The sequence below is a fragment of the Nonomuraea sp. NPDC049624 genome, from assembly GCF_040675255.1.
Lineage (GTDB): Bacteria > Actinomycetota > Actinomycetes > Streptosporangiales > Streptosporangiaceae > Nonomuraea.
In genome coordinates this window covers 340,080-363,331 of sequence record NZ_JBFAOR010000002.1, presented here as the reverse complement: position 1 = coordinate 363,331, position 23,252 = coordinate 340,080, and the positions used below count along the sequence as shown (strand labels likewise).

Annotated in this window: 21 protein-coding genes; 11 read left to right on the top strand and 10 right to left on the bottom strand. The window is 71.1% G+C overall.

All coding sequences use genetic code 11. The features are described from left to right. Window positions 1-255: 255 nt before the first annotated feature. Window positions 256-1,290, top strand: coding sequence for a zinc-binding dehydrogenase (locus tag AB0J76_RS07960; protein ID WP_352324325.1), 1,035 nt, complete (start codon window positions 256-258; stop codon window positions 1,288-1,290). Continuing rightward, the gene (locus tag AB0J76_RS07955) at window positions 1,287-2,072 is read left to right on the top strand and encodes a sugar phosphate isomerase/epimerase family protein (RefSeq protein ID WP_352324324.1); all 786 of its coding nucleotides are present in this window, start codon (window positions 1,287-1,289) and stop codon (window positions 2,070-2,072) included. The genes AB0J76_RS07960 and AB0J76_RS07955 overlap by 4 nt, the downstream gene beginning before the upstream one ends. Window positions 2,073-3,256: 1,184 nt before the next feature. Here AB0J76_RS07955 and AB0J76_RS07950 read toward each other — a convergent pair. Together AB0J76_RS07950 and AB0J76_RS07945 are read right to left on the bottom strand one after the other, a co-directional pair. Then, window positions 3,257-4,375 carry a zinc-binding dehydrogenase gene (locus AB0J76_RS07950; protein ID WP_352324323.1) on the bottom strand — a complete coding sequence of 373 codons (1,119 nt, stop codon included), beginning with the start codon at window positions 4,373-4,375 and terminating at the stop codon, window positions 3,257-3,259. After that, window positions 4,368-5,318, bottom strand: a complete 951-nt coding sequence (locus AB0J76_RS07945; protein WP_352324322.1) for a Gfo/Idh/MocA family oxidoreductase — start codon at window positions 5,316-5,318, stop codon at window positions 4,368-4,370. The genes AB0J76_RS07950 and AB0J76_RS07945 overlap by 8 nt, the downstream gene beginning before the upstream one ends. A gap of 98 nt (window positions 5,319-5,416) precedes the next feature. Here AB0J76_RS07945 and AB0J76_RS07940 point away from each other — a divergent pair, with 98 nt between their 5' ends. Genes AB0J76_RS07940 through AB0J76_RS07930 form a run of 3 tightly spaced genes read left to right on the top strand, consistent with a single transcriptional unit; the run spans window position 5,417 to window position 8,127 of the window. Then, the gene (locus AB0J76_RS07940) at window positions 5,417-6,391 is read left to right on the top strand and encodes a glucosyl-3-phosphoglycerate synthase (RefSeq protein ID WP_352324320.1); all 975 of its coding nucleotides are present in this window, start codon (window positions 5,417-5,419) and stop codon (window positions 6,389-6,391) included. After that, window positions 6,388-7,506, top strand: coding sequence for a glycosyltransferase (locus AB0J76_RS07935; protein WP_352324319.1), 1,119 nt, complete (start codon window positions 6,388-6,390; stop codon window positions 7,504-7,506). The genes AB0J76_RS07940 and AB0J76_RS07935 overlap by 4 nt, the downstream gene beginning before the upstream one ends. Window positions 7,507-7,518: 12 nt before the next feature. Continuing rightward, on the top strand, window positions 7,519-8,127 hold the full coding sequence (locus AB0J76_RS07930) for a response regulator transcription factor (RefSeq protein ID WP_352324318.1): 609 nt from the start codon (window positions 7,519-7,521) through the stop codon (window positions 8,125-8,127). Here the strand turns inward: AB0J76_RS07930 and AB0J76_RS07925 are convergent. Together AB0J76_RS07925 and AB0J76_RS07920 are read right to left on the bottom strand one after the other, a co-directional pair. Then, on the bottom strand, window positions 8,068-10,170 hold the full coding sequence (locus tag AB0J76_RS07925; protein WP_352324317.1) for a histidine kinase: 2,103 nt from the start codon (window positions 10,168-10,170) through the stop codon (window positions 8,068-8,070). The genes AB0J76_RS07930 and AB0J76_RS07925 overlap by 60 nt on opposite strands. Window positions 10,171-10,180: 10 nt before the next feature. Next, complete coding sequence (locus AB0J76_RS07920) at window positions 10,181-10,975, bottom strand: universal stress protein (RefSeq protein ID WP_352324316.1); 795 nt, start codon at window positions 10,973-10,975, stop codon at window positions 10,181-10,183. A gap of 79 nt (window positions 10,976-11,054) precedes the next feature. Here AB0J76_RS07920 and AB0J76_RS07915 point away from each other — a divergent pair, with 79 nt between their 5' ends. Both AB0J76_RS07915 and AB0J76_RS07910 read left to right on the top strand, forming a co-directional pair. Continuing rightward, window positions 11,055-11,357: a hypothetical protein gene (locus AB0J76_RS07915; RefSeq protein ID WP_352324315.1), complete on the top strand. Its 303-nt coding sequence runs from the start codon at window positions 11,055-11,057 to the stop codon at window positions 11,355-11,357. 86 nt (window positions 11,358-11,443) lie between these two features. After that, entirely contained in the window at window positions 11,444-11,992 is a 549-nt protein-coding gene (locus AB0J76_RS07910) for a phosphatase PAP2 family protein (RefSeq protein WP_352324314.1), read from the top strand. Here AB0J76_RS07910 and pip read toward each other — a convergent pair. Then, a complete protein-coding gene (gene pip / locus AB0J76_RS07905) occupies window positions 11,958-12,917 on the bottom strand; it encodes a prolyl aminopeptidase (protein WP_352324313.1) in 960 nt (319 codons plus the stop codon). The genes AB0J76_RS07910 and pip overlap by 35 nt on opposite strands. A gap of 66 nt (window positions 12,918-12,983) precedes the next feature. Between pip and AB0J76_RS07900 the strand changes: the two genes are divergently transcribed. Next, window positions 12,984-13,901 (top strand): threonine/serine dehydratase, encoded by a 918-nt coding sequence (locus AB0J76_RS07900; protein WP_352324312.1) that lies wholly within the window; start codon window positions 12,984-12,986, stop codon window positions 13,899-13,901. On the opposite strand, the gene AB0J76_RS07895 is transcribed toward AB0J76_RS07900, so the two are convergent. The 5 genes from AB0J76_RS07895 to AB0J76_RS07875 all read right to left on the bottom strand — a co-directional run bounded on the left by AB0J76_RS07895 (window position 13,892) and on the right by AB0J76_RS07875 (window position 16,687). Further along, window positions 13,892-14,470, bottom strand: a complete 579-nt coding sequence (locus tag AB0J76_RS07895; RefSeq protein WP_352324311.1) for a hypothetical protein — start codon at window positions 14,468-14,470, stop codon at window positions 13,892-13,894. The two genes, AB0J76_RS07900 and AB0J76_RS07895, sit on opposite strands and share 10 nt — an antisense overlap. A gap of 67 nt (window positions 14,471-14,537) precedes the next feature. After that, a complete protein-coding gene (gene mscL, locus AB0J76_RS07890; protein ID WP_352324310.1) occupies window positions 14,538-14,957 on the bottom strand; it encodes a large conductance mechanosensitive channel protein MscL in 420 nt (139 codons plus the stop codon). Between the two features lie 80 nt (window positions 14,958-15,037). Further along, window positions 15,038-15,253: a DUF397 domain-containing protein gene (locus AB0J76_RS07885; protein ID WP_352324309.1), complete on the bottom strand. Its 216-nt coding sequence runs from the start codon at window positions 15,251-15,253 to the stop codon at window positions 15,038-15,040. Window positions 15,254-15,415: 162 nt separating this feature from the next. After that, window positions 15,416-15,619 (bottom strand): DUF397 domain-containing protein, encoded by a 204-nt coding sequence (locus AB0J76_RS07880; protein WP_352324308.1) that lies wholly within the window; start codon window positions 15,617-15,619, stop codon window positions 15,416-15,418. 219 nt (window positions 15,620-15,838) lie between these two features. Next, window positions 15,839-16,687 carry a helix-turn-helix transcriptional regulator gene (locus AB0J76_RS07875; RefSeq protein ID WP_352324307.1) on the bottom strand — a complete coding sequence of 283 codons (849 nt, stop codon included), beginning with the start codon at window positions 16,685-16,687 and terminating at the stop codon, window positions 15,839-15,841. 608 nt (window positions 16,688-17,295) lie between these two features. Between AB0J76_RS07875 and glgX the strand changes: the two genes are divergently transcribed. Genes glgX through treZ form a run of 3 tightly spaced genes read left to right on the top strand, consistent with a single transcriptional unit; the run spans window position 17,296 to window position 23,234 of the window. Further along, a complete protein-coding gene (glgX, locus tag AB0J76_RS07870; RefSeq protein ID WP_352320335.1) occupies window positions 17,296-19,389 on the top strand; it encodes a glycogen debranching protein GlgX in 2,094 nt (697 codons plus the stop codon). Then, complete coding sequence (gene treY / locus AB0J76_RS07865) at window positions 19,382-21,532, top strand: malto-oligosyltrehalose synthase (RefSeq protein ID WP_352320337.1); 2,151 nt, start codon at window positions 19,382-19,384, stop codon at window positions 21,530-21,532. The genes glgX and treY overlap by 8 nt, the downstream gene beginning before the upstream one ends. Then, entirely contained in the window at window positions 21,522-23,234 is a 1,713-nt protein-coding gene (gene treZ / locus AB0J76_RS07860) for a malto-oligosyltrehalose trehalohydrolase (RefSeq protein WP_352320339.1), read from the top strand. The genes treY and treZ overlap by 11 nt, the downstream gene beginning before the upstream one ends. The last annotated feature ends 18 nt before the right edge of the window (window positions 23,235-23,252 follow it).

Genomic DNA, 23,252 nt, shown 5'->3' with positions numbered 1-23,252 from the left:
ATCTGGTCTGATCTCATTTCGGTCATCCGGTTGCTGCCCGGACAAGTGCTTCTGGCGCTTCCGGATCAGGTGGACAGACGGGGCGTGACATGTCGGTAAGGTCTCTTTCCAGAACGCGCCCTACCCGAAACCTGGATTCCATCGGCCGCGATCGACGGAAGTCGTAGACTTACGAGTGTTTCGAGCGCAACTATGGTGTGCAAACAAACACTAAATCTCTGACTTTTGTTTGATCAAAAAGCGTAAGTGTGGGGTATGCGCGTCATCACCTTCCAAGAGCCAGGCCGTGTCAGCGTCAGCCTGGAGTCGCCCGCCGAACTCGTGCCGGGCTCCGTCCGGGTGCGGACCCTCTATTCCGGAGTCTCCGCGGGCACCGAGCTGACCGCATATCGCGGCACCAATCCCTACCTCACCCGCAAGTGGGACACCGAGCGCCGGCTCTTCCTCGAAGGCCAGACGCACGCCTACCCCCTGTCCGGCTGGGGCTACCAGGAGGTCGGCGAGGTGGTGGAGGCGGCCCCCGACGTCGCCGAGCCGCCCGTCGGCAGCCTCGTGTGGGGCATCTGGGGCCACCGCGCCGAGGCCGTCGTCCCCGCCGAGAAGCTGGCCGGGCACATCCTGCCGCCGGGGGCCGATCCCGTCGCGGGCGTCTTCGCCCGGGTCGGCGCCATCGCGCTCAACGCCGTCCACGCCGCCGACGTGCACCTGGGCGACCAGATCGCGATCTTCGGCCAGGGCGTCATCGGCCTGCTCGCCACCCGCATGGCGGTGCTCAGCGGCGCCCGGGTGGTGGCCGCCGACGCCATCCCCGACCGGCTCGAACTCGCCAGGAAGTTCGGCGCCGCCGAGACGTTCGACGTGCGGTCCGGCTCGGTCGCCGAGTTCCTGCGCAAGCGCATCGAGGGCGCCGACACCGCGATCGAGCTCAGCGGCAACCACCTGGGCCTCCAGGAGGCCATCAGGAGTGTGCGCAAGGGCGGCCGGGTCGTGGCGGCCGGCTTCTACCAGGGCGACGGCATCGGGCTGCGGCTGGGCGAGGAGTTCCACCACAACCAGGTGCAGCTCGTCTCCTCCCAGATCGGCGGCGTCGCCTCCTGGCTGGCCCACCGCTGGGACGTCGAACGCCTCCAGCGCACGTTCATGGAGCTCGTGCACCGGGGCGAGGTCGAGGTCGGCGACCTGGTCACCCACCTCGTGCCGGTCGAGCAGGCGGCCGAGGCGTTCGACCTGATCGACAAGCACCAGTCCGAGGTGCTCCAGCTCGTCTTCACCTTCGAGGAGTCACGATGAAGCTCGCCGCCCAGGAGCAGCTTCTGCCCGGCCGCAGCCTGCAGGAGAAGTTCGCGTTCGCGGTGGAGGCCGGGTTCGACGCGATCGAGCTGAGGGGGAAGGGCGACTTCCACTTCGCCGGCCGGCTGACCGAGCTGAAGCGGGCGCTGGCCGACGGCGTCGTGATGCCGACGGTGTGCGTCGAGATGCCGCACTTCATCGGCGACTTCGACCCGGCCAGGCGCAAGGACGCCATCCAGCAGCTCAGGTCGCAGCTCACCGTGATCGCCGAGCTGGGCGGCATCGGCGTCATGACCCCGGCCTCATGGGGCCAGTTCTCGCTCCGGCTGCCGCCGTTCGAGCCGCCGCGCACCGCCGCGGACGACCGCGAGGTGCTGGCCGAGGCGCTCGGCATCCTCGGCGAGCACGCCCAGCGCAACGGCGTGCTGATCATGCTCGAACCGCTCAACCGGTACGAGAACCACATGGTCAACACGCTGGCCGACGCGGTCTCGTACTGCTCGATGGACTCGATCAGGATCGTCGGCGACACCTACCACATGAACATCGAGGAGGACGACCCCTGCCGGGCCCTGGCGGAGGCGGCCCCGTACATCGCGCACATGCAGATCAGCGAGTCCAACAGGAACCAGCCCGGCACCGGTCACCTCGACTGGGGCGCGCAGCTCGCCACGCTCGACGCCGTCGGCTTCGACGGCTACCTCGCCCTCGAATGCCGGCTGCGGGGCGAGCCCGAGATCGTGCTCCCGCAGACGGCGGCCTTCATCAGGAAATTCCTATGATCCTTCGCGACGCCGTACGCGTGCTCGTCGCCAACTGGGACGGCAGCCACACGGTTCCCTCCCGCCGGCTGTACCCCCACCAGTGGAGCTGGGACTCCGCCTTCATCGCGATCGGCAACGCCCGCTGGTCGCCGCGGCGGGCCAGGGCGGAGCTGCTGTCGCTGTTCGGCGCCCAGTGGGCCGACGGCCGGGTGCCGCACATCGTGTTCAACCCCGTCGTGCCCGAGGGCGCCTACTTCCCCGGCCCGCAGTTCTGGGGCGCCCGCGCGCCGTCCGGCTCGGCGACCTCCGGCATCGTGCAGCCGCCGGTGCACGCGCTGGCCGCCTGGAAGGTGCACCAGGCCGAGCCCGACCCGGCGTTCCTGGCCAGGATCTACCCCAAGCTCGTCGCCCAGCAGGAGTTCCTGCGCGCCTCCCGCCGCTCGCCCGAGGGCCTGATCTCGATCGTCCACCCGTGGGAGTCGGGCATGGACAACAGCCCGGCCTGGGACCTGCCGCTGCGGGCCGTGGTGACCGGTGCGACCGGCTTCGTCCGCCGGGACCTCAACACCGTCAGCGCCGACGAGCGCCCCACCGACCGCGACTACGAGCGGTACGTCGCCCTCGCCGGCGCCTACCGCGACAGCGGCTACCAGCGGGCCGGCGCGTTCGAGATCGAGGACCCGCTGTTCAACGCCGCGTACGGCGTGGCCGAGTCGGCGCTCGCCGAGATCGCGCAGGTGTGCGGCCACGACCCCGGGCCCCACCGGCGCGAGGCCGCCGCCGTCACCGCGGCCATGGTCGACCACCTCTACCAGGACGGCCACTTCCGCCCCCGCGACCTGCGCACCGGCCGGCTGATCCGCTCGGGCAGCGCCGCCGGCCTGGTGCCGCTCATGCTCCCGGGGCTGCCGACGGAGATCGCCGAGGCGCTGATCGGCACGGCCCTCGACAAGTTCTCCCTCAAGGACGGCGTGCTGCCCAGCCACGCCCCGGCCACGGCCGAGTTCGACCCGGCCCGCTACTGGCGCGGGCCGAGCTGGATCAACCTGACCTGGCTGGTCTGGCAGGGGCTCCGGGACCGCCGTCCCGACCTGGCCGACCTGCTCGCCGAGGGCATGATCCACGCCGTCGCCCACTCCGGCTTCCGCGAGTACTTCAACCCGTTCACGCTGCGCGGCCACGGTTGCCGGGACTTCAGCTGGTCAGCGGCCCTCATCCTCGACGTCGTGGCTGAGCACGGCCTGGACGGCCTGCCGCCGTCGGGCCGCGAGATCGGTCAGAAGTTCGGGGGCCTCCCCGAAGCCGACGACGTCGGTGACCAGGTGCTCGCGTAGCAGCCTCCCGCGCTCCCTGAGCAGGCCGATCGTCTCGTGCGACAGGCGTTCCCGGTCCCAGGCGTGCGCGAGGCCGCGCGGCACCCGGCCGATCTGCGCGCAGCGCAGCGCCAGCCCGTTGTGGTGGAACTCCTCGCCCAGCCGCACCTCGTCGGCGCCCTGGGTGTAGAACGCGAGGTCGATCAGCGTGCCCTGCGGGCGCAGCAGCCGCAACCCCAGGGCCAGCGCCCGCGGTTGGCCGCGGCACTGGAAGACCAGGTCCGCGCCGCGGTCGCCCGGGGCGTGCCGCCAGCGGCGCTTCAGCGTCACCGCCGGGTCGTCGTCGGGGGCCGCCAGGACCTGCGCGCCGATCGCCTCGGCCACCGCGAGCCTGGCCCGGGTCTCGTCCACGACCACCACCTCGGCGGCCCCGCAGGACAGGGCGAAGGACGCGGTCAGCAGCCCCACCACGCCCGCCCCCACCACCGCGACGCGGCGGCCGCGCACGCCGTCGCCCAGGTGCTGGACGGCCGGCCCGTGCAGGTCGGCGGCCGCGTGCAGCAGGCCGTTGGCGCAGATCGGGCCCATGTGGGCGACGTAGATGCCGAGCAGCGGGTCGATGTCGCCGGGCAGCACGACGAACCGGTCGGCCATCGGGTCGGCCACGTACGCCGTGCGGTGGCCGTAGGCCATGGCGACCCGCGCGCCCTCGGCCACGGCCCGGGTGCGGGTCTCGGCGACCACGCCCACCTGCATGTAGCCGATGCCGCGCACCGGGTACGCCACCGACGGCGTGCCCGGCAGGAACAGCCCGAGCGCCGGGTCCCAGGCCGAGGTGAGGTAGGGGTTGGCGCCCTTGAGATAGGTCAGCTCGGTGCCCGCCGAGACGCCGCTGTGCGTGGTGGCGACCATGAACCCGCCCTCGGGCAGGCCGGGCAGCTTCTCCTCGACCAGGCACACCTCGCCGGGCGCCTCGATGCTCAGGATCGTGCTCGTCGCCTCAGTCATCCACCATCACCGGCCTCCGTTCCGCCGCGGAGCGCGCCAGCGCGACGGCCAGGCGGTGGGTTCGCAGGGCCTCGCCGTACGGCGCGCGCACGTCGGCGTCCTTCCCGCGCACCGCGTCGATGAACGCGCGGTCCACGAGGGTCTTGGCGTGCCCGCCGTCCTCGACGGACTCCTCGCCGTCTACGAGCAGCCGGGTCTCGCTGAGCTCCAGCGCGATGCCGTCGGCGCACACCTCCAGCCCCACCCGGTGCTTGCGGCGCAGCAGGCAGGAGGTGGCCAGCAGGCCGGTCGCGCCGCCCGCGAAGCTCATGACGGCCGAGGTGGCCCGGTCGATCTCGCCGTCCACGGCGTTCCCGGCCGGTACGGCGTGCACCATCGACACCTCGCCCACCAGCAGCCTGGCCAGGTCCAGGACGTGCACCGCCTGCTCCAGGATCTGGCCGCCCGACATGCTCGCCTTCAGCCACCAGCCCACCGGCGGGACCTTGTCCAGCCAGTGCCCGAGCGCGAGCTGGACGGGACGGCCGTCGAGCCGTTCCCTGGCCCGGTCGACGATGTCGAGGTAGCGCCAGTGGTGGCCGACGGCGGACGGCAGCCCGCGCCGGTCGATTTCGGCCGCGATGTTTTCTGCGGTTTTGAGGTCGAGAGAAAGGGGTTTTTCCACAAAAATCGGGAGATTGCACGACAAGACGTCGTATTCAGGGTTACCGTGCGCGAAAGGAGGCACACAGACGTAGACAGCGTCGAGACCGCCGGCCTCCAGCAGGCCGGCATGGTCGCCGTAGGCGGGGGCGCCGTGCGCGGAGGCCAACGCCTCAGCCTTGTGGAGATCGGTGTCGGCCACCCCGGCAATCGTCACATCGGGGAAGCCGGACAGGACATCTGCGTGGCGAGCGGCGACATTTCCGGCACCAATGATGCCGACACGGGTAATTGGGGACACAACCCGACATATGCCACGTCTAGGGGTTAACAAACAAGGATGTTCGAAGGCGCATAGATCGGGCAGGGGTCGTGCCCCAATGAGATGGGGCTGACTGCATGGAGACAGATGTGCGAGCCTTGGCCAGGGCCCAGGAGTGGTGCGGCCCGCATTCCAGTACGGCCGCGGAATGGCCGGTGGATGCCTTAATCGAGGCCAAGGGAAACACAACGGTGAGCGTCGTCCTGCCGGCGCGCGACGAAGAGCGCACGGTCGGGGACATCGTCACCGTGATCAGACGTGAACTGGTGGAGCAGGCGCCACTCGTCGACGAGATCCTCGTCGTCGACTCCAACTCCACCGACGCGACGGCGGAACGGGCACGCGCGGCGGGCGCGCGCGTCGTGGCGCAGAACGAGGTGCTGCCCCACCTGCCGCGCCTGTCGGGCAAGGGGGAGGCGCTGTGGAAGGGCCTGGCCGCCTCCCACGGCGACATCGTCGCGTTCGTCGACTCGGACCTGCTCAACTTCGGCGCGCACTTCGTGTCGGGGCTGGTCGGTCCGCTGCTGGTGAACCCGGGCACCCAGTTCGTCAAGGCGACGTACGAACGGCCCTTCACCGGCGAGGACGGCGTGCCCAGGCGCGGCGCGGGCGGCCGGGTCACCGAGCTGGTGGCCAGACCGCTGCTCAACCTGTTCTGGCCGGAGCTGGCGGGCTTTCGCCAACCCCTCGGCGGCGAGTACGCCGCCCGGCGCGACGTGCTGGAACAGGTGCCCTTCGTCACCGAGTACGGCGTGGAGTTCGGCCTCCTCGTCGACCTCCTGGAACTGGTGGGACTCGACGCCATGGCCCAGGTGGACCTGGGCTCCCGCGCGCACGGCCACCAGTCCGTGAACGCGCTCGGCCGGATGGCCGGGCAGATCATGCTCACCGCGTGGTCCCGGCTGGAACGCCAGGGCCGCGTGGTGTCCTCGACACCCCCGGCTCACACGCTGCTGCAGTTCGGTCTCGACGGGCGGGCCGGTCTGGTGGACGTGGGAGTGGCGGAACGGCCGCCGCTCGCCTCGCTCATGCTGGAGGAGGACGTCGCGTGAAGGTGCTGATCAACGCGGGACCGTGGCTGGCGGTCCCGCCGCCCGGCTACGGCGGCATCGAGAACGTCGTCGCCACCCTGGTCCCGGCGCTGCGCGAACGCGGCGTCGAGGTCGTGCTGGCCTCCGTGGCGTCGAGCACGCTGGAGGCCGACGAGCTGATCGCCGTCTACGACGAGGGCCAGTTCGCGGAGTTGCAGAAGCCGTACAACCAGGTCATGGGGATCGCGCACGCGCACCAGGCGCGGGTGGCCGCCGAGTTGCGCGCCCGCGACGACATCGACCTCGTGCACGATCACGTGGAGGTCGTCGGGCCGGCGGTGCTGGCCGCGCTGGGCGGGCCGCCGGTCCTCCACACCCTCCACTGGGACCTGCGTAAACACCCGGCGTTCTACGGCGCCTTCCCGCGCTCGATCGCGGTCAACGGGGTGTCGGACTCGCAGCTCGCCCGCGCCCCGGAGGCCCTGCGCGCGGCCTCGCTGGGCTCCGTCTACCTGGCCACCCCGCTCGCCGAGCAGGACGTCCGCGCCGAGCGCGGCGAGCACCTGGTGATCATGGGCCGGATCTGCGGCCTCAAGGGCCAGCACGTGGCCGCCCGGATCTGCCAGAAACTCGGCCTGCCGCTGGTCGTGGCCGGTCCGGTCTGCGGCCGGGACAGCCAGGCCGAGCTGGACGTCGTCCTGCAGGACCCCTACCACCCGCTGCACAGCCACCCCGACGTGCGCTACCACCTGGACCAGGTGTCCGGCTACCTCGACGGCGACCTGGTCAGGTGGGTCGGCGCGGTCGGCGGCCAGGAGAGGGATGACCTGTACGCCTCGGCCCGCGCCGCGCTCTTCCCCATCCAGTGGGACGAGCCGGGCGGCACGGCGGTCGTCGAGGCCCTGGCGCTCGGGGTGCCGCCGGTGGGCCTGCGCCGCGGCTGCCTGCCCGAGATCATCGAGCACGGCCGCACCGGCTTCCTCGCCGACACCGAGGAGGAGCTGGCCGAGTACGTCCAGCGGGTGGACGAGATCGATCCGGAGGAGTGCCGCCGCGAGGCCCGGCGCCGCTTCTCGCCCGGCGTGATGGCCGACCGCTACCTCGACCTGTACGACCGGGTGCTGCGCGCGGACTGATAGACATGTCCGGTGATTCGCGTACTTCTGGCCGAGGACCAGGCCGTGATCAGGCACGCGCTCGCGACCCTGCTCGGCCTGGAGGCCGACTTCGAGATCGTGGCCGCGGTCGAGTCCGGTGACGCCGCCGTGGCCTCCGCCGCCGCGCACCGGCCGGACGTGGCCGTGCTGGACATCGACATGCCCGGCACCCTCGACGGGCTGGCCGCCGCGGCGGAGATCCGGGCCAGGGTGCCCTCGTGCCGCACGCTCATGCTCACCGCCTACGGCAAGCCCGGCCATCTCAAGCGCGCCCTGGCCGCCCAGGTGGACGGCTTCCTGCTGAAGACGGCCCCGCCGGAGGACCTGGTCGCGGCGATCAGGGAGGTCACCCGCGGCGGCCGGGTGCTCGACCCGTCGCTCGCGGTCACCGCCTGGGACCTGGCCGACAACCCGCTCACGCCGCGCGAGGCCGACGTGCTGCGGCTGGTGGCGGGCGGCGCCGAGGCCCCCGACATCGCCCGGCGGCTGCACCTGACCGCCGGGACCGTGCGCAACTACCTGACGGCCATCGTGGCCAAGCTAAACGCGCGCAACCGCACCGACGCCGTGCGCATCGCCACCGAGGCCGGCTGGATCTAGCGGAGCGCGCGCGTCGAGCCGGAACCAGCCGTCCTCGCAGGCGGTCGTGAGCCGGCCGCCCAGCGTGGCCAGGCGGGTGGTGAGGTTGCCCAGCCCGGACGAGCCGCGACGGGGGGCCGCCGTGGCCGCGCCGTCGTTGCGGACGACCAGCCCGACCTCGCCGCCGGCCGCGGAGGTGGAGATCACGCAGGCGCGCGCGGCGCTGTGGCGCAGGACGTTCGTCACGGCCTCGCGCAGCACGGCGCTGAGCACGGTCTCGACGTCGGCCGGCAGCTCGGGGTGCGCGAGCCGCAGGGTGACCTCGACCCCGGCCGCCGCCAGCACCTTCCCGGCCGACTCGGCCTCGGCGGCGAAGGACAGCTCGCGCTGCTCGCCGGTGACCGAGCGCAGGTCGTGCTCGGCGTGCGCGGCCATGGCGACGACGTTCTCCAGCTCCCGGACGGGGTCGGGCAGCCGGCGGGCCAGCTCGCAGGTGAGCAGGATGGCGGCCAGGCTGTGGCCGAGCAGGTCGTGCAGGTCGCGGGCGGCCCGCAGGCGCTCCTCGACGACGGCCGAACGCGCCAGGCTCTCCCTGGCCGCGTGCAGCTCCTTGGCGAGCTGGGCCAGGCGCAGCAGGCTGTAGACCACCAGGCCGGTGGTGAGCGTGCTCACCGTGATGTTGACGCGGCCGGGCAGCTCGTACAGGGAGGCGACCGTCCAGACGGCGGCCAGGATCGCGGCCGTCAGGGGCCAGGCCGTGCGCGGGCGGAAGGCGAGCAGCACCGGACCGGCGAGGAAGCCCGCCGTCCCCAGCCAGATCGGCCCGAACACCGGGATCGGGGCGAAGGTGAGCGCCGCCATCACCCCCAGCGCCACCATGTGGCGGCCGGCGACCGAGCGCAGCTGCATGACGACGATCACGGCCAGCGCCGCGACCGCGGGGACCAGCAGCCCGGCCGGGATCTGCAGCAGCGCCTTGACGCTGAACCCGACCAGCACGGCGGCCAGCAGGACCACCGAGACGTCGGGCGGCTCGCGCCGGGCCGCCGCGGGCGGGCGCGTGGCGGGCAGCACGGCCTCCACCGTGTACCGGCCCCGGCCGGACAGGCCGCGGGCGAGGGTGCCGCCCGCCGCCGCCACCTGGCGGGCGAGCCCCGCCGGGTCGGCGAGCCCGCCGTCGTCGTCGTCCTCGGCCGTGCGGCGGCCGTCGTCGGCCACGCGCAGGTGCACCTGGGCTCGTTCCGGCTCCTCCCAGGTCTCGATCGCGCACACCGTGGCGGTGCCGCGGCGGGCGACGTCCGTGACCGCCTCGCGCAGCACCGAGGCGAGCAGCGCGCCCGCCGGGCCGAGCGGCTCGGTGTGGGCGGCGCGCACCTCCACGCCGACGCCGGCCGCCTCCAGCAGGGCGCGGGCGGTGGTCAGCTCGGGGGCCAGGGACATCGCGCGGTAGCTCGCCGCCGCGGCGCGGGCGTCCGCCAGCGACAGCCGGGCCGTCGCGACCACCTCGCCGAGCGTCCCGGCCGCGTCCCGCGGCGCGGCCAGCGCCCGCCGCGCGCCCGCCCTGATCGCGGCCAGGCCGCGGCCGAGGCCGTCGCTCAGCTCCGCGGCGATGCGCAGCCGCTCCTCGGCCACCGCCGCCGCGGCCAGCGCGGGACGGGTGGCCTCCATCTCGGCCACCCGCTCGACCAGCCGGATCAGGCCGAACACGACCAGCGACACCAGCACCGTGGTGATCGCGAGGTCCGTCGTGGAGACCGCGTCCCCGGAATTGCGCCAGTGGTGGATCACGACGCCGCTGAAGGCCACCGCGGGCGCCAGCGCCCACCAGCGCGTCACCAGCAGCGATCCGGCGAGGAAGCCCAGGATCGCGACGGACGCGCCCTGCCCCAGCGTCACCGCGTAGACCAGCACGCCCTGGACGGCGAGCAGCCACCCCTTCCTGGCCCGCAGCGTGAAGGCGCACTGCGCGGCCAGCACCGGCAGCGCCCCCCAGGCGCCGGCCACCACGTAGACGCCGGCCAGCGAGGCCAGCACCACGACGACGATCAATCGGGCGACACGCACGCCCAGAAGCTTAGGAGAACCCCCGCGGCAGCACGGTGACCGGGCAGGACGACGACCGCAGCACCTTCATCGCCAGCTCGCCCAGGAACACCCGGTGGGGCTGGGCGTCCTCGCCGGCGGCGCAGACCAGCAGCTCGCCGGGCAGCCACTCGACGTCCTTGAGCGCGGCCTGCACGTCGTGGCCCTCGGCCACCTCCGACTCGGCCTCGATGCCGGTGCTCTCCCAGGCCAGCCGTACGGCCAGGGCGAGGTCGTCGCGCAGCTTGCCCTGGTTCTCGGTGCGCAGGTCGAGGGTGATCAGCCGGAGCGGCACGTCGAACCGGAGCGCCGCCTGCGCCACCCGCTCGACTGCCGCGTCGCACTGCGGCCGGTGGACGTAGGCCAGGGTGAGCCGGGCGGGCTCGTCGGGCGGCACGTAGCCCGAGGGCGCCAGCATCACCGCCTCCGGCGACAGGTGCAGCAGGTGGTCGGCGGTGCTGCCGACGGCGATGCGGCCGTACTGGCCGCCGCTCGCCGAGCCGACCACGATCAGGTCGGCCCTGATCCTGCTGGCCAGCACCGACAGCCCGCGGCCGGTGCCCCGGCTCTCGAACGCCATGTACTCGGCCGGGACGACGCCCAGCTCCTCACCCGCGTGCGCCAGGTTGGCCTGGGCCTCGACGGCCAGCCCGGGGCTGCCCGGGGGATAGATCGACGCCACCGTGAGCTCGCCCCCGGTCAGCCGGGTGATGGCGGCCCCGAGCGCGAGGGCGTCCCGCCCACCGGGGTCGTTGCTGTAGCCGACGATCACGTGCTCTCCGATCACGTTTGCCTCCTTACCCGCTCTGAACTGGGAATACGCGGTCTCTGCCGATGCGTTTGAAACGATTGGAGGCGTAAAAACAGTGAAGATCACCCTTGACACCCGTTTCAACGGGTCCCTTGGCCCGGTCACCCTTCGTGAAGCGGTTCAGCAGCTCAAGGCGCACGACCTGACGTGCACCGTCCCCGCCGGCGTCGTCGAGCAGAAGGTCACCGTCTTCTCCGACTGCGTGGAGCGCGGCTTCACCCCGCTGCGCAGCGAGATCATGGCCGCGTACTACATGGCCGAGCGGGACGCCACCGCCGAGGCGTTCGACCGCGGCCTCATCACCGAGGGAGAGCTGGAGCAGCGGCGTGCCCTCCTCGTGCGCCAGTATCTTGGGTAAGGACCGGAATCGCCCTTTCGGTCGAAGCATTTGACGATCAAAGTTCATAAGGTCGTGTCCACTACCCGTTCACGGATTGGACACCTGTGTACCGCGACATCGTCGACTTCGCCCTGACCACGCCCGGGTGGCTGCACGCCCTCGCCGAGTTCGGCACGGACGCCGGCCTGTTCATCTTCGCGGCGCTGTTCCTCGTGTGCTGGTGGCGGGCCCGCCAGGCCCCCGCCCGCGACCTCGCGCTCGCCATCGCCGGGCCGGCCGGGGTGGTGGGCGCGTACGTCGTGAGCGAGGGCGTGAAGCTGCTGGTCCGGGAGGACCGGCCGTGCCGCGGCGGCATCGCCACGATCGCGGCCTGCCCGCCCTCCACGGACTGGTCCTTCCCCAGCAACCACACCGTGATCGCCGCCGGGGCGGCGGGCACGCTCATCCTCGTCTGGCGCGCCCTGGCCTGGGTGGTGCTGCCGCTGGCCGCCCTGATGGGCTTCTCCCGGGTGTTCGTCGGCGTGCACTACCCGCACGACGTGGCCGGCGGCTTCCTGCTCGGCCTGGTGCTCGCGCCGCTGTTCGCGCTGCTGCTGGTCGGCGCGGTCACCCCCGCGGTCAGGCTCGCGCGAAGCCGTCTGTCGCCGCGATGAGCCGGTCGACGATGCCGGGCTCGGTCGCCGCGTGCCCGGCGTCGTGCACCACCTGGAAGTCGGCCTCGGGCCAGGCCTTGTGCAGGTCCCAGGCGGTGGCCATGGGCGTGCAGGCGTCGTAGCGGCCCTGGATGATCACGGCCGGGATGTGCCGGATGCGGTCGACGTTCTTGATGAGCTGCTCGGGCTCGAACCAGCCGCCGTGGTGGAAGTAGTGGTTCTCGATCCTGGCGAACGACACCGCCATCTTGTCCTCGCCGAACTCCGCCACCAGGCTCGGGTCGGGCAGCAGCGTGATCGTGGCGCCCTCCCACTGGGACCACGCCTTGGCCGCCGCCAGCCGGACCGCGTCGTCGTCGCCTTCGAGGCGGGCGCGGTAGGCGGCCATGAGGTCGCCGCGCTCCTCGACGGGGATCGGCGCCAGGTACGACTCCCACAGGTCGGGGAACAGGTAGCTGGCGCCCTCCTGGTAGAACCAGCGCAGCTCGTGCGGGCGCAGCGTGAAGATCCCGCGCAGCACCAGCTCGGTCGTACGGTCGGGGTGGGTCTGGGCGTAGGCCAGCGACAGCGCGCTGCCCCACGACCCGCCGAACACCTGCCACCGCTCGATGCCCAGGTGCTCGCGCAGCCGTTCCATGTCGGCCACCAGGTTCCAGGTGGTGTTGGCGGCCAGCGACGTGCCCGGCGTGCTGGCGTGCGGCAGGCTGCGCCCGCAGTTGCGCTGGTCGAACAGGACGATGCGGTACAGCTCGGGGTTCCATTGCCGGCGGTGGTTGGCGCTGCACCCGGCGCCCGGCCCGCCGTGCAGCATGACGGCCGGCTTTCCGTCGGGGTTGCCGCAGACCTCCCAGTAGATCTGGTTGCCGTCACCCACGTCGAGCAGGCCGGACTCGTAGGGTTCGATGGGCGGGTACAGAGTTCTCATGTCTCGCGATCCTGCCATGGAGCAGGAGCTGGCCGAATTGTGCCGGTCCGAGCCTAGAGTGACCGTATGGACCTGGTGACGATCGACGACATCCGCGCGGCGGCCGGCCGGATCGACGGAACCGCGGTGCGCACGCCGCTCCTGAGGATGGGCGAGGCGTGGCTGAAGCCCGAGAGCCTGCAGCCGGTCGGGTCGTTCAAGATCCGCGGCGCCTACAACGCGCTGGCCGAGCTGCGTCCCGCCGGCGTCGTCACGCACTCCTCCGGCAACCACGGCCAGGCGCTGGCGTTCGCGGCGGCGCGGTTCGGCGTGCCGTGCGTGGTCGTCGTGCCCGAGGGCATCCCGGCGGTCAAGGCGGCGGCCATCGAGGGGTGGGGCGCCGAGCTGGTGGTCGTGCCGCCCGACCAGCGCGAGGTGACGGCCGAGCGGCTGGCCGGCGAGCGCGGCCTGACGCTGGTCCCGCCCTACGACCACCGCGCGATCATCGCCGGGCAGGGCACGATCGGGCTGGAGATCGTCGAGGACCTGCCGGACGTCGAGGCGGTGCTCGTGCCGGTCAGCGGCGGCGGGCTGGCCGCGGGCGTCGCGGCCGCGGTCAAGGCGCTGCGGCCGGACGTGCGCGTGTACGGCGTGGAGCCCGAGCTGGCCGCCGACGCCGCCGAGAGCCTGGCGGCCGGGCGCGTCGTCGCCTGGGAGACCGCCCGCACGTTCCGGACCATCGCCGACGGGCTGCGCGTGCACCAGGTGTCCGAGCTGACCTTCGCCCATCTGCGCGAGCACCTCGAAGGCATCGTCACCGTGTCGGAGGACGAGCTTCGGGCGGCCATGCGGCACATCGCGCGCACGGCCCGGCTGGTGGCCGAGCCCAGCGGCGCGGCGACCACCGCCGCCCTGCTGTCGGGACGCGTCCCCGCCGGGCGCACGGTGGCCGTGCTGTCCGGGGGGAACGTCGATCCGGAGCTGTTCGCCCAGGTCTACGCCTGAGTCCAGGCGTGGCGGGTGAGGAACCCGCGCTCGCCGGTGGCGTACTCGTGGAAGGCCTGCCGCACCTCGGCCAGCTCGGGCACCACCGCGCGGACCATCGTGCCCTCCTTGTACTCCAGCTCGTAGCCGGGGGAGACCTGGAGGAAGTGCCGACCGAAGTTCACCAGGGCGACGAACGGGTTCTGCGGCGACAGGGTGGCCAGGACGTCGTCGACCAGCCCGAGGTCGGGATCGTGCACGACCATCCCGTCGCCGGTGTGGAGCTGCATGCCCTCGTACACGCCGAGCGGGGCCACGTTGTGCACCAGGTCGCGCTGGGGGTCGTAGCAGACCAGGCCGTGCGCGCGGGCTGTGGTGAACACCTGGGCCGAGCTCTCGTCCATCGTGTCCAGGTCCATCGTCACCAGGACGTGCCCGGGGTACAGGGTGACCTGCCCGGGCAGCTCCTTGGCGACGTCGGGCACGTCCCCCTCGACGGGGTCGCTCCGCTTCACCGCCAGATACGTGGTCCGGGCCTGATCCCTGCTGATCGGCACGGGCTCGTCCCAGACCATCAACTCAACGCTCATCGGTCCATCTTGCCGAACGACCACCGTGCCGGCGCGCCACTGGGGTCAAGAGTCCGTGATGTACGGTTCAGCGCGGTTTCTCGGACTGGGGCACCAGCTCCACCGTGCAGTGGGCGCACCGGCTGGCCTCGGCCGGGATCGCGGACAGGCACTCGGGGCACTCCTTGGTCGTCGCGGCCTTGTCGTGCTCGAACAGGTGGATCAGCCGCGTCATCGGGGCCACGACCAGCCAGTAGACGACCGCCGCGATGACCAGGAAGGTCAGCAGGTGGTTGAGGAAGTCGCCGTACTTGAACTGGCTGCCGTTGACGGTGAAGGAGTATTCGGCGAAGTTCGGCTGCCGGCCGCCGGTCACCGCGCCGATGAGCGGGGTGATGAGATCGGTGACCAGTGCCTGGACGAGCCCGCTGAAGGTCGCGCCGACGATGACGGCGACGGCCAGCTCGACGATGTTGCCTCGGAGTAAGAACTTCTTGAAACCGCCCATGGAGTCGGCATATTGCCGGGGGCCGCGGCCTGAAACCCCGATGGCCCCCGACGAAGCCCGACGGAGAACGTCGTGGCCGGTCAGATCTGGGGCCCGAGCCGTTCGAGATCGAAGTGGCCGCGCCGTACGCCGTCGAGGAACGCGGCCCATTCGTCGGTGGTGAACGACAGGACGGCACCGCTGGCGTCCTGACTTCCCCGCACCCAGACCCGGTCGGCGAGCATGGTGACCTCGACGCAGTCGCCATTGTTGCACCGTTGCCAGCGTGCCTGGTCAAGGGCAGGTGGGCGTTTCATCCATTACCTCCTGAAGGCGGCTGTAGAGGTATTGAGCCGAAGGTGATTTTACCTTGACAGTCGAGGATGACCAGGCGACAAAGGGGCAGTGCACCCGCCTGAGCCGGACAAAACAAAAGGCGGGCGTCCGTGCGGACGACCGCCGTGAAAAGCGCCGCGCGCTCAGTCGGGCTGACGTATTCCACGCAGGAACGCGTCCCATTCCCGGGCGCTGAAAGTGAGGACCGGGCCGGCCGGGTTCTTGTTGTCCCGCACGCCGATCTCGCCGGCGGACAGCAACGCGACCTCGACGCATTCTCCGTTGTTGCAGCGCGAGGCGGCCCGCCAGCGCGGACCCGCCTGGACGTCAGGGTGGTGGGACGTCATTGTCTCCCCCTCGTGCATCGACAATGGGCGCGGCGGCGGTCGGACCTCGCCGGGCGCGCTGGAACGTGTAACTCGGACACCGGCGATCTCACGTGGAGAGCGAAAGCGTCCCAATGGATGAACAGTAGCACCTGGCACTTGCCACGGAAGCGAGCTCTTGATGTGTCGGCGGCATCATGCCAGGTGGCCGGAGAAAAGAGATGATCTCGTGACGGAGTGCTAGCCGAAGCTTGCGGCCATCTCGGTAATTCGCCGCTTCGATTCCTGGATGCCCAGGGCCTCGGCCCGCAGATGGTCGATGATCTCGCGAAAACGCCGGACCACCTTATCGGCCTCCAGGTAGAAAAGGCCCATTTGATGTTCCACGAAAATGGTGTCGGCGATGCCGGAGTCGTGGTCGAACTCCATGAGCCGGAAGGTGCTGTCGAAACCCACGTGCGCCCCCGCCGTGAACGGGATCACCTGGATGGTGACGTGCGGAAGCTCGTTCAGCTCGATGAGCCGGTCGAGCTGCTCACGCATGGTCTGCCGGCTGCCCACGTGCCGGTAGAGCACCGACTCGTCCAGCAGGACCCAGTAGCGCAGGGTGTCGGGCCGGTGCAGCCACTCCTGGCGTTTCATCCGCACCCTGACCCGGTCGTCGAGCACGTCGGGCGCGATGCGGGGCAGCCAGCCGCGGATCACGGCGCGGGCGTAGTCCTCGGTCTGGAGCAGGCCGGGCACGGTGGTGATCTCGTACTCGGTGATGGCGCTGGCCTCCGCCTCCAGGCCGAGCATCTGCCGCAGCTCGCGGTTGTCGTAGAACTGCCACCACTCCTTCTGCCTGGCGTCCTTGGCCAGCGTCATGAGCTGGGCCGACTCGGCGGGGGAGACCTCGTACAGGCGGCACAGGTCGCGCACGTCGCGCAGGCTGACGCCGCGCTGGGCGGTCTCGATCCGGCTGATCTTGGCCGGGGAGCACAGGAGGAGCTGGGCGACCTCGGCGATGCTGAGGTTCTTCTCGTTGCGCAGCTCGCGTAAGCGCATCGCCAGTTGCCGCTGCCGGAGCGTCGGGTTGGGGATGGTCATCGCCGCACACTCCCTTCCCGCGCGGTGGCCGGTTGCCCCGGAGCGTACCCCCGGGTTCGGTTTCGAAGGCATGTGCGGTAGGTAATCGTCACCGGCACGTTCCCATGGCAAGTGCCAATTCGGGGTGGGATTCCGGCGTCGGAGGGTAAAAGTCAGCCAAGCCGTAAGAGAGGGGGATGCCCTGGGGCTGATTTGATCAAACCACCAGAGATCGAAATGCCGCGTTCATTCCCTGGCGTGATGGCTCACCAGAGGCCGTCCGTCACATAAGGCTGGGCCGACGGGGGCTCGTCGGCCCGGCTGCCACGATCGTTCGCTCCTGCCAGAGCGAGGATCGACCGTCCTGATCGCGGGGGATCGGGGGGCGCAGCGTCGCGTCGTCCGATCGCGGGTGCGGATCCGGTGCGCGGGGGCCGCGCACCGGATCCGCGAACCTCGCCAGACCCCCCACCGGGCCGAACACGTGAGCCGCCTTCGAGACCGCGCCGTCGGAGGCGGCTCACTCGATTTTTCGGAGTATTCCGGACGGACGCGTGGGAAGGAACAGGGTGGCCTTGTCCGGCGGAGCGGGGGAACAGAACATGGGGAAAGACCGCAAGGGAGCCTCGATGATCGAGATCTGGCCTGGAGACCCCTATCCTCTCGGGGCGACCTACGACGGCGCGGGCACGAACTTCTCGCTCTACACCGAGGTCGCCCAGGCGGTGGAGCTGTGCCTGTTCGACGAGGACAACGTCGAGTCGCGGGTGCCGCTCACGGAGGTCGACGGGTTCATCTGGCACGGCTATCTGCCCGGCATCGGCCCCGGCCAGCGTTACGGCTACCGGGTGCACGGGCCGTACGAGCCGGCGCGCGGGCTGCGCTGCAACCCCAACAAGCTGCTGCTCGACCCGTACGCGATGGCGATCGAGGGCGGCGTCGACTGGCACGAGGCGGTCTACGGCTACCGGTTCGGCCAGCCGGACACGCGCAACGACGCCGACTCGTCCCCGTACGTGCCGCGGTCCATCGTGATCAACCCGTTCTTCGGGTGGGGGCACGACCGGCCGCCGGCGACGCCGTACCACGACACGGTGATCTACGAGGCGCACGTGCGCGGGCTGACGATAAGCCATCCCAAGATCCCCAAGCACCTGCGCGGCACGTACGCGGCGCTCGGCCACCCCGAGATCCTCGACCACCTCACCAAGCTCGGCGTGACGGCGCTGGAGCTGATGCCGGTGCACCAGTTCGTCACCGACCACATCCTGGAGCAGCGCGGCCTGTCCAACTACTGGGGCTACAACTCCATCGGCTTCTTCGCCCCGCACAACCGCTACTCCAGCACCGGGCAGCGCGGCGGGCAGGTGCTGGAGTTCAAGGCGATGGTGCGCAGCCTGCACGAGGCGGGCATCGAGGTCATCCTCGACGTCGTCTACAACCACACCGCCGAGGGCAACCACCTCGGGCCGACGCTGGGCTTCAGGGGCATCGACAACACCAACTACTACCGCCTGGTCGAGAACGACAAGCGCTACTACGTCGACACCACCGGCACGGGCAACAGTCTGCTCATGCGCTCGCCGCACGTCCTCCAGATGATCATGGACTCGCTCCGCTACTGGGTCATCGAGATGCACGTCGACGGGTTCCGCTTCGACCTCGCCTCCACCCTCGCCCGCGAGCTGCACGAGGTCGACCGGCTGAGCGCGTTCTTCGACCTGGTGCAGCAGGACCCGGTGTTGTCGCAGGTCAAGCTCATCGCCGAGCCCTGGGACGTAGGCCCCGGCGGCTACCAGGTCGGCAACTTCCCCTCCCGCTGGACCGAGTGGAACGGCCGCTACCGCGACACGATCCGCGACCTGTGGCGCGGGCAGGCCGCCACGCTGCCCGAGTTCGGCTCCCGCCTCACCGGGTCCAGCGACCTGTACAAGGACGACAGCCGCCGCCCGGCCGCCTCCATCAACTTCGTGACCTGCCACGACGGCTTCACCCTGCAGGACCTCGTCGCGTACAACGACAAGCACAACGAGGCGAACAAGGAGGGCAACCGCGACGGCACCGACGACAACCGATCGTGGAACTGCGGCGAGGAGGGCCCGGCGAGCCTGGCCATCGAGTCGCTGCGCGAGCAGCAGAAACGCAACTTCCTCACCACGTTGTTCCTGTCGCAGGGCGTGCCGATGCTCTCGCACGGCGACGAGCTGGGCCGCACCCAGAAGGGCAACAACAACGGCTACTGCCAGGACAACGAGCTGACCTGGGTCGACTGGTCCGACGTCAGGGAGAACTGGCTGCTGCTGGAGTTCACCCAGGAGCTCGCGGCGCTGCGGAAGAAACATCCGGTCTTCCGGCGCAGGAGGTTCTTCTACGGCAGGCCGGTACGCGGGCTGAGCGACATCGCCTGGCTCACCCCGTCCGGGGAGGAGATGACCGACAGCGACTGGAACGTCGGCTACGCCAAGTCGCTGGCCGTCTTCCTCAACGGCGACGCCATCACCGAGCCCGACCGGCGCGGCCGCCCCATCAGGGACGACTCCTTCCTGCTGCTGTTCAACGCCCACCACGACACGATCAAGTTCACGATCCCCCAGGACTACGGCGAGATGTGGCACACCGAGATCGACACCGCGATGCCCATCAGGCTCGACGTGCGGATGGTGCGCGCGGGCGAGGCGATCGAGGTCCCCGGACGCAGCGTGCGGGTGCTGCGCCGTGTCTAGGCCGGCCTCGACGTACCGGGTGCAGCTCACCCCCGACTTCGGTTTCGCGCAGGTCGCCGAGATCGCCGGCTACCTGCGCGACCTCGGCGTCAGCCACGTCTACCTGTCGCCGGTGCTGCAGGCCACGCCCGGCTCGCGGCACGGCTACGACGTCGTCGACCACTCCAGGATCAGGGAGGAGTTCGGCGGGGCCACCGGCTTCCGCGAGATGGCCCAGGAACTGGCCGCGCACGACCTGGGCATCGTCATCGACATCGTGCCCAACCACATGAACACGATGAACGCCCAGTTCTGGTCGGTGCTCAAGGACGGGCCCGCCTCGCCGTACGCGAACTGGTTCGACATCGAATGGGTGGAGGGGAAGGTGGCGCTGCCGGTGCTCGGCGACGACACCGAGCCCGTGGTCGACGGCGACGTCCTGCGCTACCACGAGCACGCCTTCCCCCACCCGGGCCACTACCGGCTGGTCGACTGGCGCGAGGGCCCCGGCTACCGGCGCTTCTTCGACGTCTCCTCGCTGATCGGGCTGCGCGTGGAGGACCCGGCGGTGTTGTCCGCCACGCACGAGGTGATCTTCTGGCTGCTGGACGAGGGCCTGGTCGACGGGTTGCGCATCGACCATCCCGACGGCCTGGCCGACCCCCGTGGCTACCTCGACCGGCTGCGCGAGCGGACCGGCGGCCCCTGGACGGTCGTGGAGAAGATCCTCATCGGCCCCGAGCGGCTGCAGCCCGACTGGGCGTGCGACGGCACGACCGGCTACGAGGTGCTCAACCGGGTCAACGGCCTGTTCGTCGACCCTTCGGGCAAGGAGCCGCTGGTCCGGCTGTTCAGCGAGCTGACCGGGCAGCCCGACGACTACCGTCCGGTGATGACGCAGGCCAAGCGCGAGGTGCTCGACCTGTTCTTCGGGGCGGAGATCGACCGGCTGGCCAGGGTCACCGGTTGCGCGCCGTCAGCGGTGTCGGAGCTGCTGGCCGCGATGCCGCTCTACCGCGCCTACCTGGTGCCGGGGGAGGAGCCGCCGCCCGAGTCGGTGGAGATCGTCGAGCTGGCCGCCGCCGAGTGCTCGCCCGCCGTGCGGCCGCTCGTCCAGCAGGTCCTGTACGGTTCGCCGGAGGCGATCGTCCGCTTCCAGCAGACGTGCGGGCCGGTCATGGCCAAGGGCGTCGAGGACACCGCGCTGTACCGGTGGTTCCCCCTGTCGTGCCTCAACGAGGTGGGCGGCGAGCCGGACGTGTTCGGCGTCTCGGTCGAGGAGTTCCACGACTTCTGCGGGGAGATGTCCCCTTACACGATGACGACCCTGTCCACGCACGACACCAAGCGGTCGGAGGACGTGCGGGCCCGGTTGTCGGTGTTGTCGGAGATGCCGCGGGAGTGGGCGTCCACGGTGTCCGAGTGGTCGCGGGAGCTCTCCTTCGACCCCCACCTCGACTACCTGGCCTGGCAGAACCTGATGGCGGCCTGGCCGATCTCCGCGGAACGCTTCACCGACTACCTGCTCAAGGCGGCGCGCGAGGCCAAGACCGCGATCTCGTGGGTGCGTCCGGACGCCGGTTACGAGCGACGGCTGCGGGAGTTCGCGCAGGCCGCCGTGCGGCTGCCGGTGGAGGAGTTCACCGAGCGCATCGAGCCGTTCGCGATGTCGAACTCGCTCGGGGCCAAGCTGGTGCAGCTCATGATGCCCGGCGTGCCCGACGTGTACCAGGGCAACGAGACCACCGACTTCTCGCTGGTCGATCCGGACAACCGGCGGCCCGTGACGTACCCGCGCAAGCCCGAGACCTCCTGGGACGCCGCCAAGCTCCTGGTCACGACCCAGGCGTTGCGGCTGCGCCGGCGGCTCGGGGGCGCGGCGCCGTACCTGCCGCTGCGGGCCGAGGGGGAGGCGGCCGAGCACGCGATCGCCTTCGCACGGGGCGAAGGCCCGCGGGCGGTGGCGGTCGCCACCAGGCTGCCGGTACGCCTCGCGCGCCGCGCCGCGGTCACCGGCCACTCGGTGTGGGGCGACACCACCTTGACGCTGCCCGGTGGATCCTGGCGCGACCTGCTCACCGGCGAGCCGCACTCGGGGACGGTTCCGCTGGCCCGGCTGCTCGATCAGTACCCCGTCTCACTGCTGGAGCGACATGATCTTTGAGGTCTGGGCACCGAAGGCCACGGCTGTCGAGGTCGACGTTCTGGACGGACGCCGGCCGATGTCCCGGGGGGAGAGAGGCTGGTGGTGGGCCGAGGTCGCCGAGGCCGGCCACGGCACCAGGTACGCCTTCGTCCTCGACGGCGGCGGGCCCTACCCCGACCCGCGCTCCCGGCGGCAGCCGGAGGGGGTGTTCGGGCCGAGCGCGGTCTACGAGCACGACCGCTTCACCTGGTCCGACCACGACTGGAAGGGCCGCGACCTGCGCGGTTCGGTGATCTACGAGCTGCACGTCGGCACGTTCACCGGCGAGGGCACGTTCGCCGCGGCGATCGAGCGGCTGGAGCACCTGGTCGAGCTCTCCGTGGACTTCGTGGAGATCATGCCGGTGGCCCCCGTGCCCGGCGGGCGCAACTGGGGGTACGACGGCGTCGATCTCTACGCGGTCAACGAGACGTACGGCGGGCCCGACGGGCTGAAGTCGTTCGTGGACGCCTGCCATCGGGCCGGGATCGGCGTCATCCTGGACGTGGTCTACAACCACCTGGGGCCGTCGGGCAACTTCCTCCACCCCTTCGGTCCGTATTTTTCCGGCTTTGCTGGTAGTTATTGGGGCGAAGCGGTCAATCTGGACGGGCCGGGGTCCGACGAGGTCCGCCGGTACTTCGTCGGCAACGCCGTCCAGTGGCTGCGCGACTACCACATCGACGGGCTGCGGCTGGACGCCGTCCACGCGCTGCACGACAAGCGCGCCCGCCACCTGCTGGCCGAGCTGTCGGAGGAGGTCGACGCGCTGGCCTGCTCGCTCGGCCGGCCGCTGTCGCTGATCGCCGAGTCCGACCTCAACGACCCGAGCATGGTACGCCCGCTGGAGGCCGGCGGCCTGGGGATGACCGCGCAGTGGAACGACGACGTCCACCACGCCCTGCACACCGCCGTGAGCGGCGAGAGCCACGGCTACTACGAGGACTTCGCCGACCCGTCGGCGCTGGCCAGGGTGCTGACCCGAGGCGTGCTGCACGACGGCGGCTACTCCAGCTTCCGCGACCGGACGCACGGGCAGCCCTTCACCGGCGTGCCCGGCCACCGGCTGGTCGCCTGCCTGCAGAACCACGACCAGATCGGCAACCGGCCCGGCGGCGACCGGCTGCCCGTCTCCGCACTCAGGCTGGGGGCCGGGCTGCTGCTGACCTCGCCGTTCACGCCGATGTTGTTCATGGGGGAGGAGTGGGGGGCCGGCACGCCGTTCCTGTTCTTCTCCGACCACGTGGAGCCCGAGCTGCGGGAGAGCGAGGGGACGCGGCGCGAGCGCGAGTTCGACGGCTTCGGGTACGCCTGGGACGCGCCGAACCCGTCCGACGAGGAGGCGTTCCTGCGTTCCAAGCTGGACTGGAGCGAGCTGAAGGAGGAGGAGAACTGGTCCCTGCTGTGCTGGTACCGGGACCTCATCGCGCTGCGCAAGGCGCTGCCGGAGCTGTCGGACCCGCGGCTGGACCGGGTGCGGGTGGAGAGCGATCCGGAGGGCAGGTGGCTGGTCATGTGGCGCGGGACGGTGTGCGTCAGCGTCAACTTCTCCCCGGAGACGCTGACGTTGCCGCCGGCGGGCGCCACCCTCCTCCTGGCCTCGGACGACCCGGTCGCCGCCGGCCCCGACGGCCTCCGCCTCCCCGGCCAAACCCTCGCCATCACCCGCACCACTCCCTGACCGAAGGCCCTCCGCCTC

Bases quoted from the DNA above. Each gene is read 5' to 3' on its own strand.
- AB0J76_RS07960 (WP_352324325.1), top strand. From the start codon at position 256: ATGCGCGTCATCACCTTCCAAGAGCCAGGCCGTGTCAGCGTCAGCCTG.
- AB0J76_RS07955 (WP_352324324.1), top strand. From the start codon at position 1,287: ATGAAGCTCGCCGCCCAGGAGCAGCTTCTGCCCGGCCGCAGCCTGCAG.
- AB0J76_RS07950 (WP_352324323.1), bottom strand. From the start codon at position 4,375: ATGACTGAGGCGACGAGCACGATCCTGAGCATCGAGGCGCCCGGCGAG.
- AB0J76_RS07940 (WP_352324320.1), top strand. From the start codon at position 5,417: ATGGAGACAGATGTGCGAGCCTTGGCCAGGGCCCAGGAGTGGTGCGGC.
- pip (WP_352324313.1), bottom strand. From the start codon at position 12,917: ATGAGAACTCTGTACCCGCCCATCGAACCCTACGAGTCCGGCCTGCTC.
- AB0J76_RS07900 (WP_352324312.1), top strand. From the start codon at position 12,984: ATGGACCTGGTGACGATCGACGACATCCGCGCGGCGGCCGGCCGGATC.
- AB0J76_RS07895 (WP_352324311.1), bottom strand. From the start codon at position 14,470: ATGAGCGTTGAGTTGATGGTCTGGGACGAGCCCGTGCCGATCAGCAGG.
- mscL (WP_352324310.1), bottom strand. From the start codon at position 14,957: ATGGGCGGTTTCAAGAAGTTCTTACTCCGAGGCAACATCGTCGAGCTG.
- AB0J76_RS07885 (WP_352324309.1), bottom strand. From the start codon at position 15,253: ATGAAACGCCCACCTGCCCTTGACCAGGCACGCTGGCAACGGTGCAAC.
- AB0J76_RS07880 (WP_352324308.1), bottom strand. From the start codon at position 15,619: ATGACGTCCCACCACCCTGACGTCCAGGCGGGTCCGCGCTGGCGGGCC.
- AB0J76_RS07875 (WP_352324307.1), bottom strand. From the start codon at position 16,687: ATGACCATCCCCAACCCGACGCTCCGGCAGCGGCAACTGGCGATGCGC.
- glgX (WP_352320335.1), top strand. From the start codon at position 17,296: ATGATCGAGATCTGGCCTGGAGACCCCTATCCTCTCGGGGCGACCTAC.
- treZ (WP_352320339.1), top strand. From the start codon at position 21,522: ATGATCTTTGAGGTCTGGGCACCGAAGGCCACGGCTGTCGAGGTCGAC.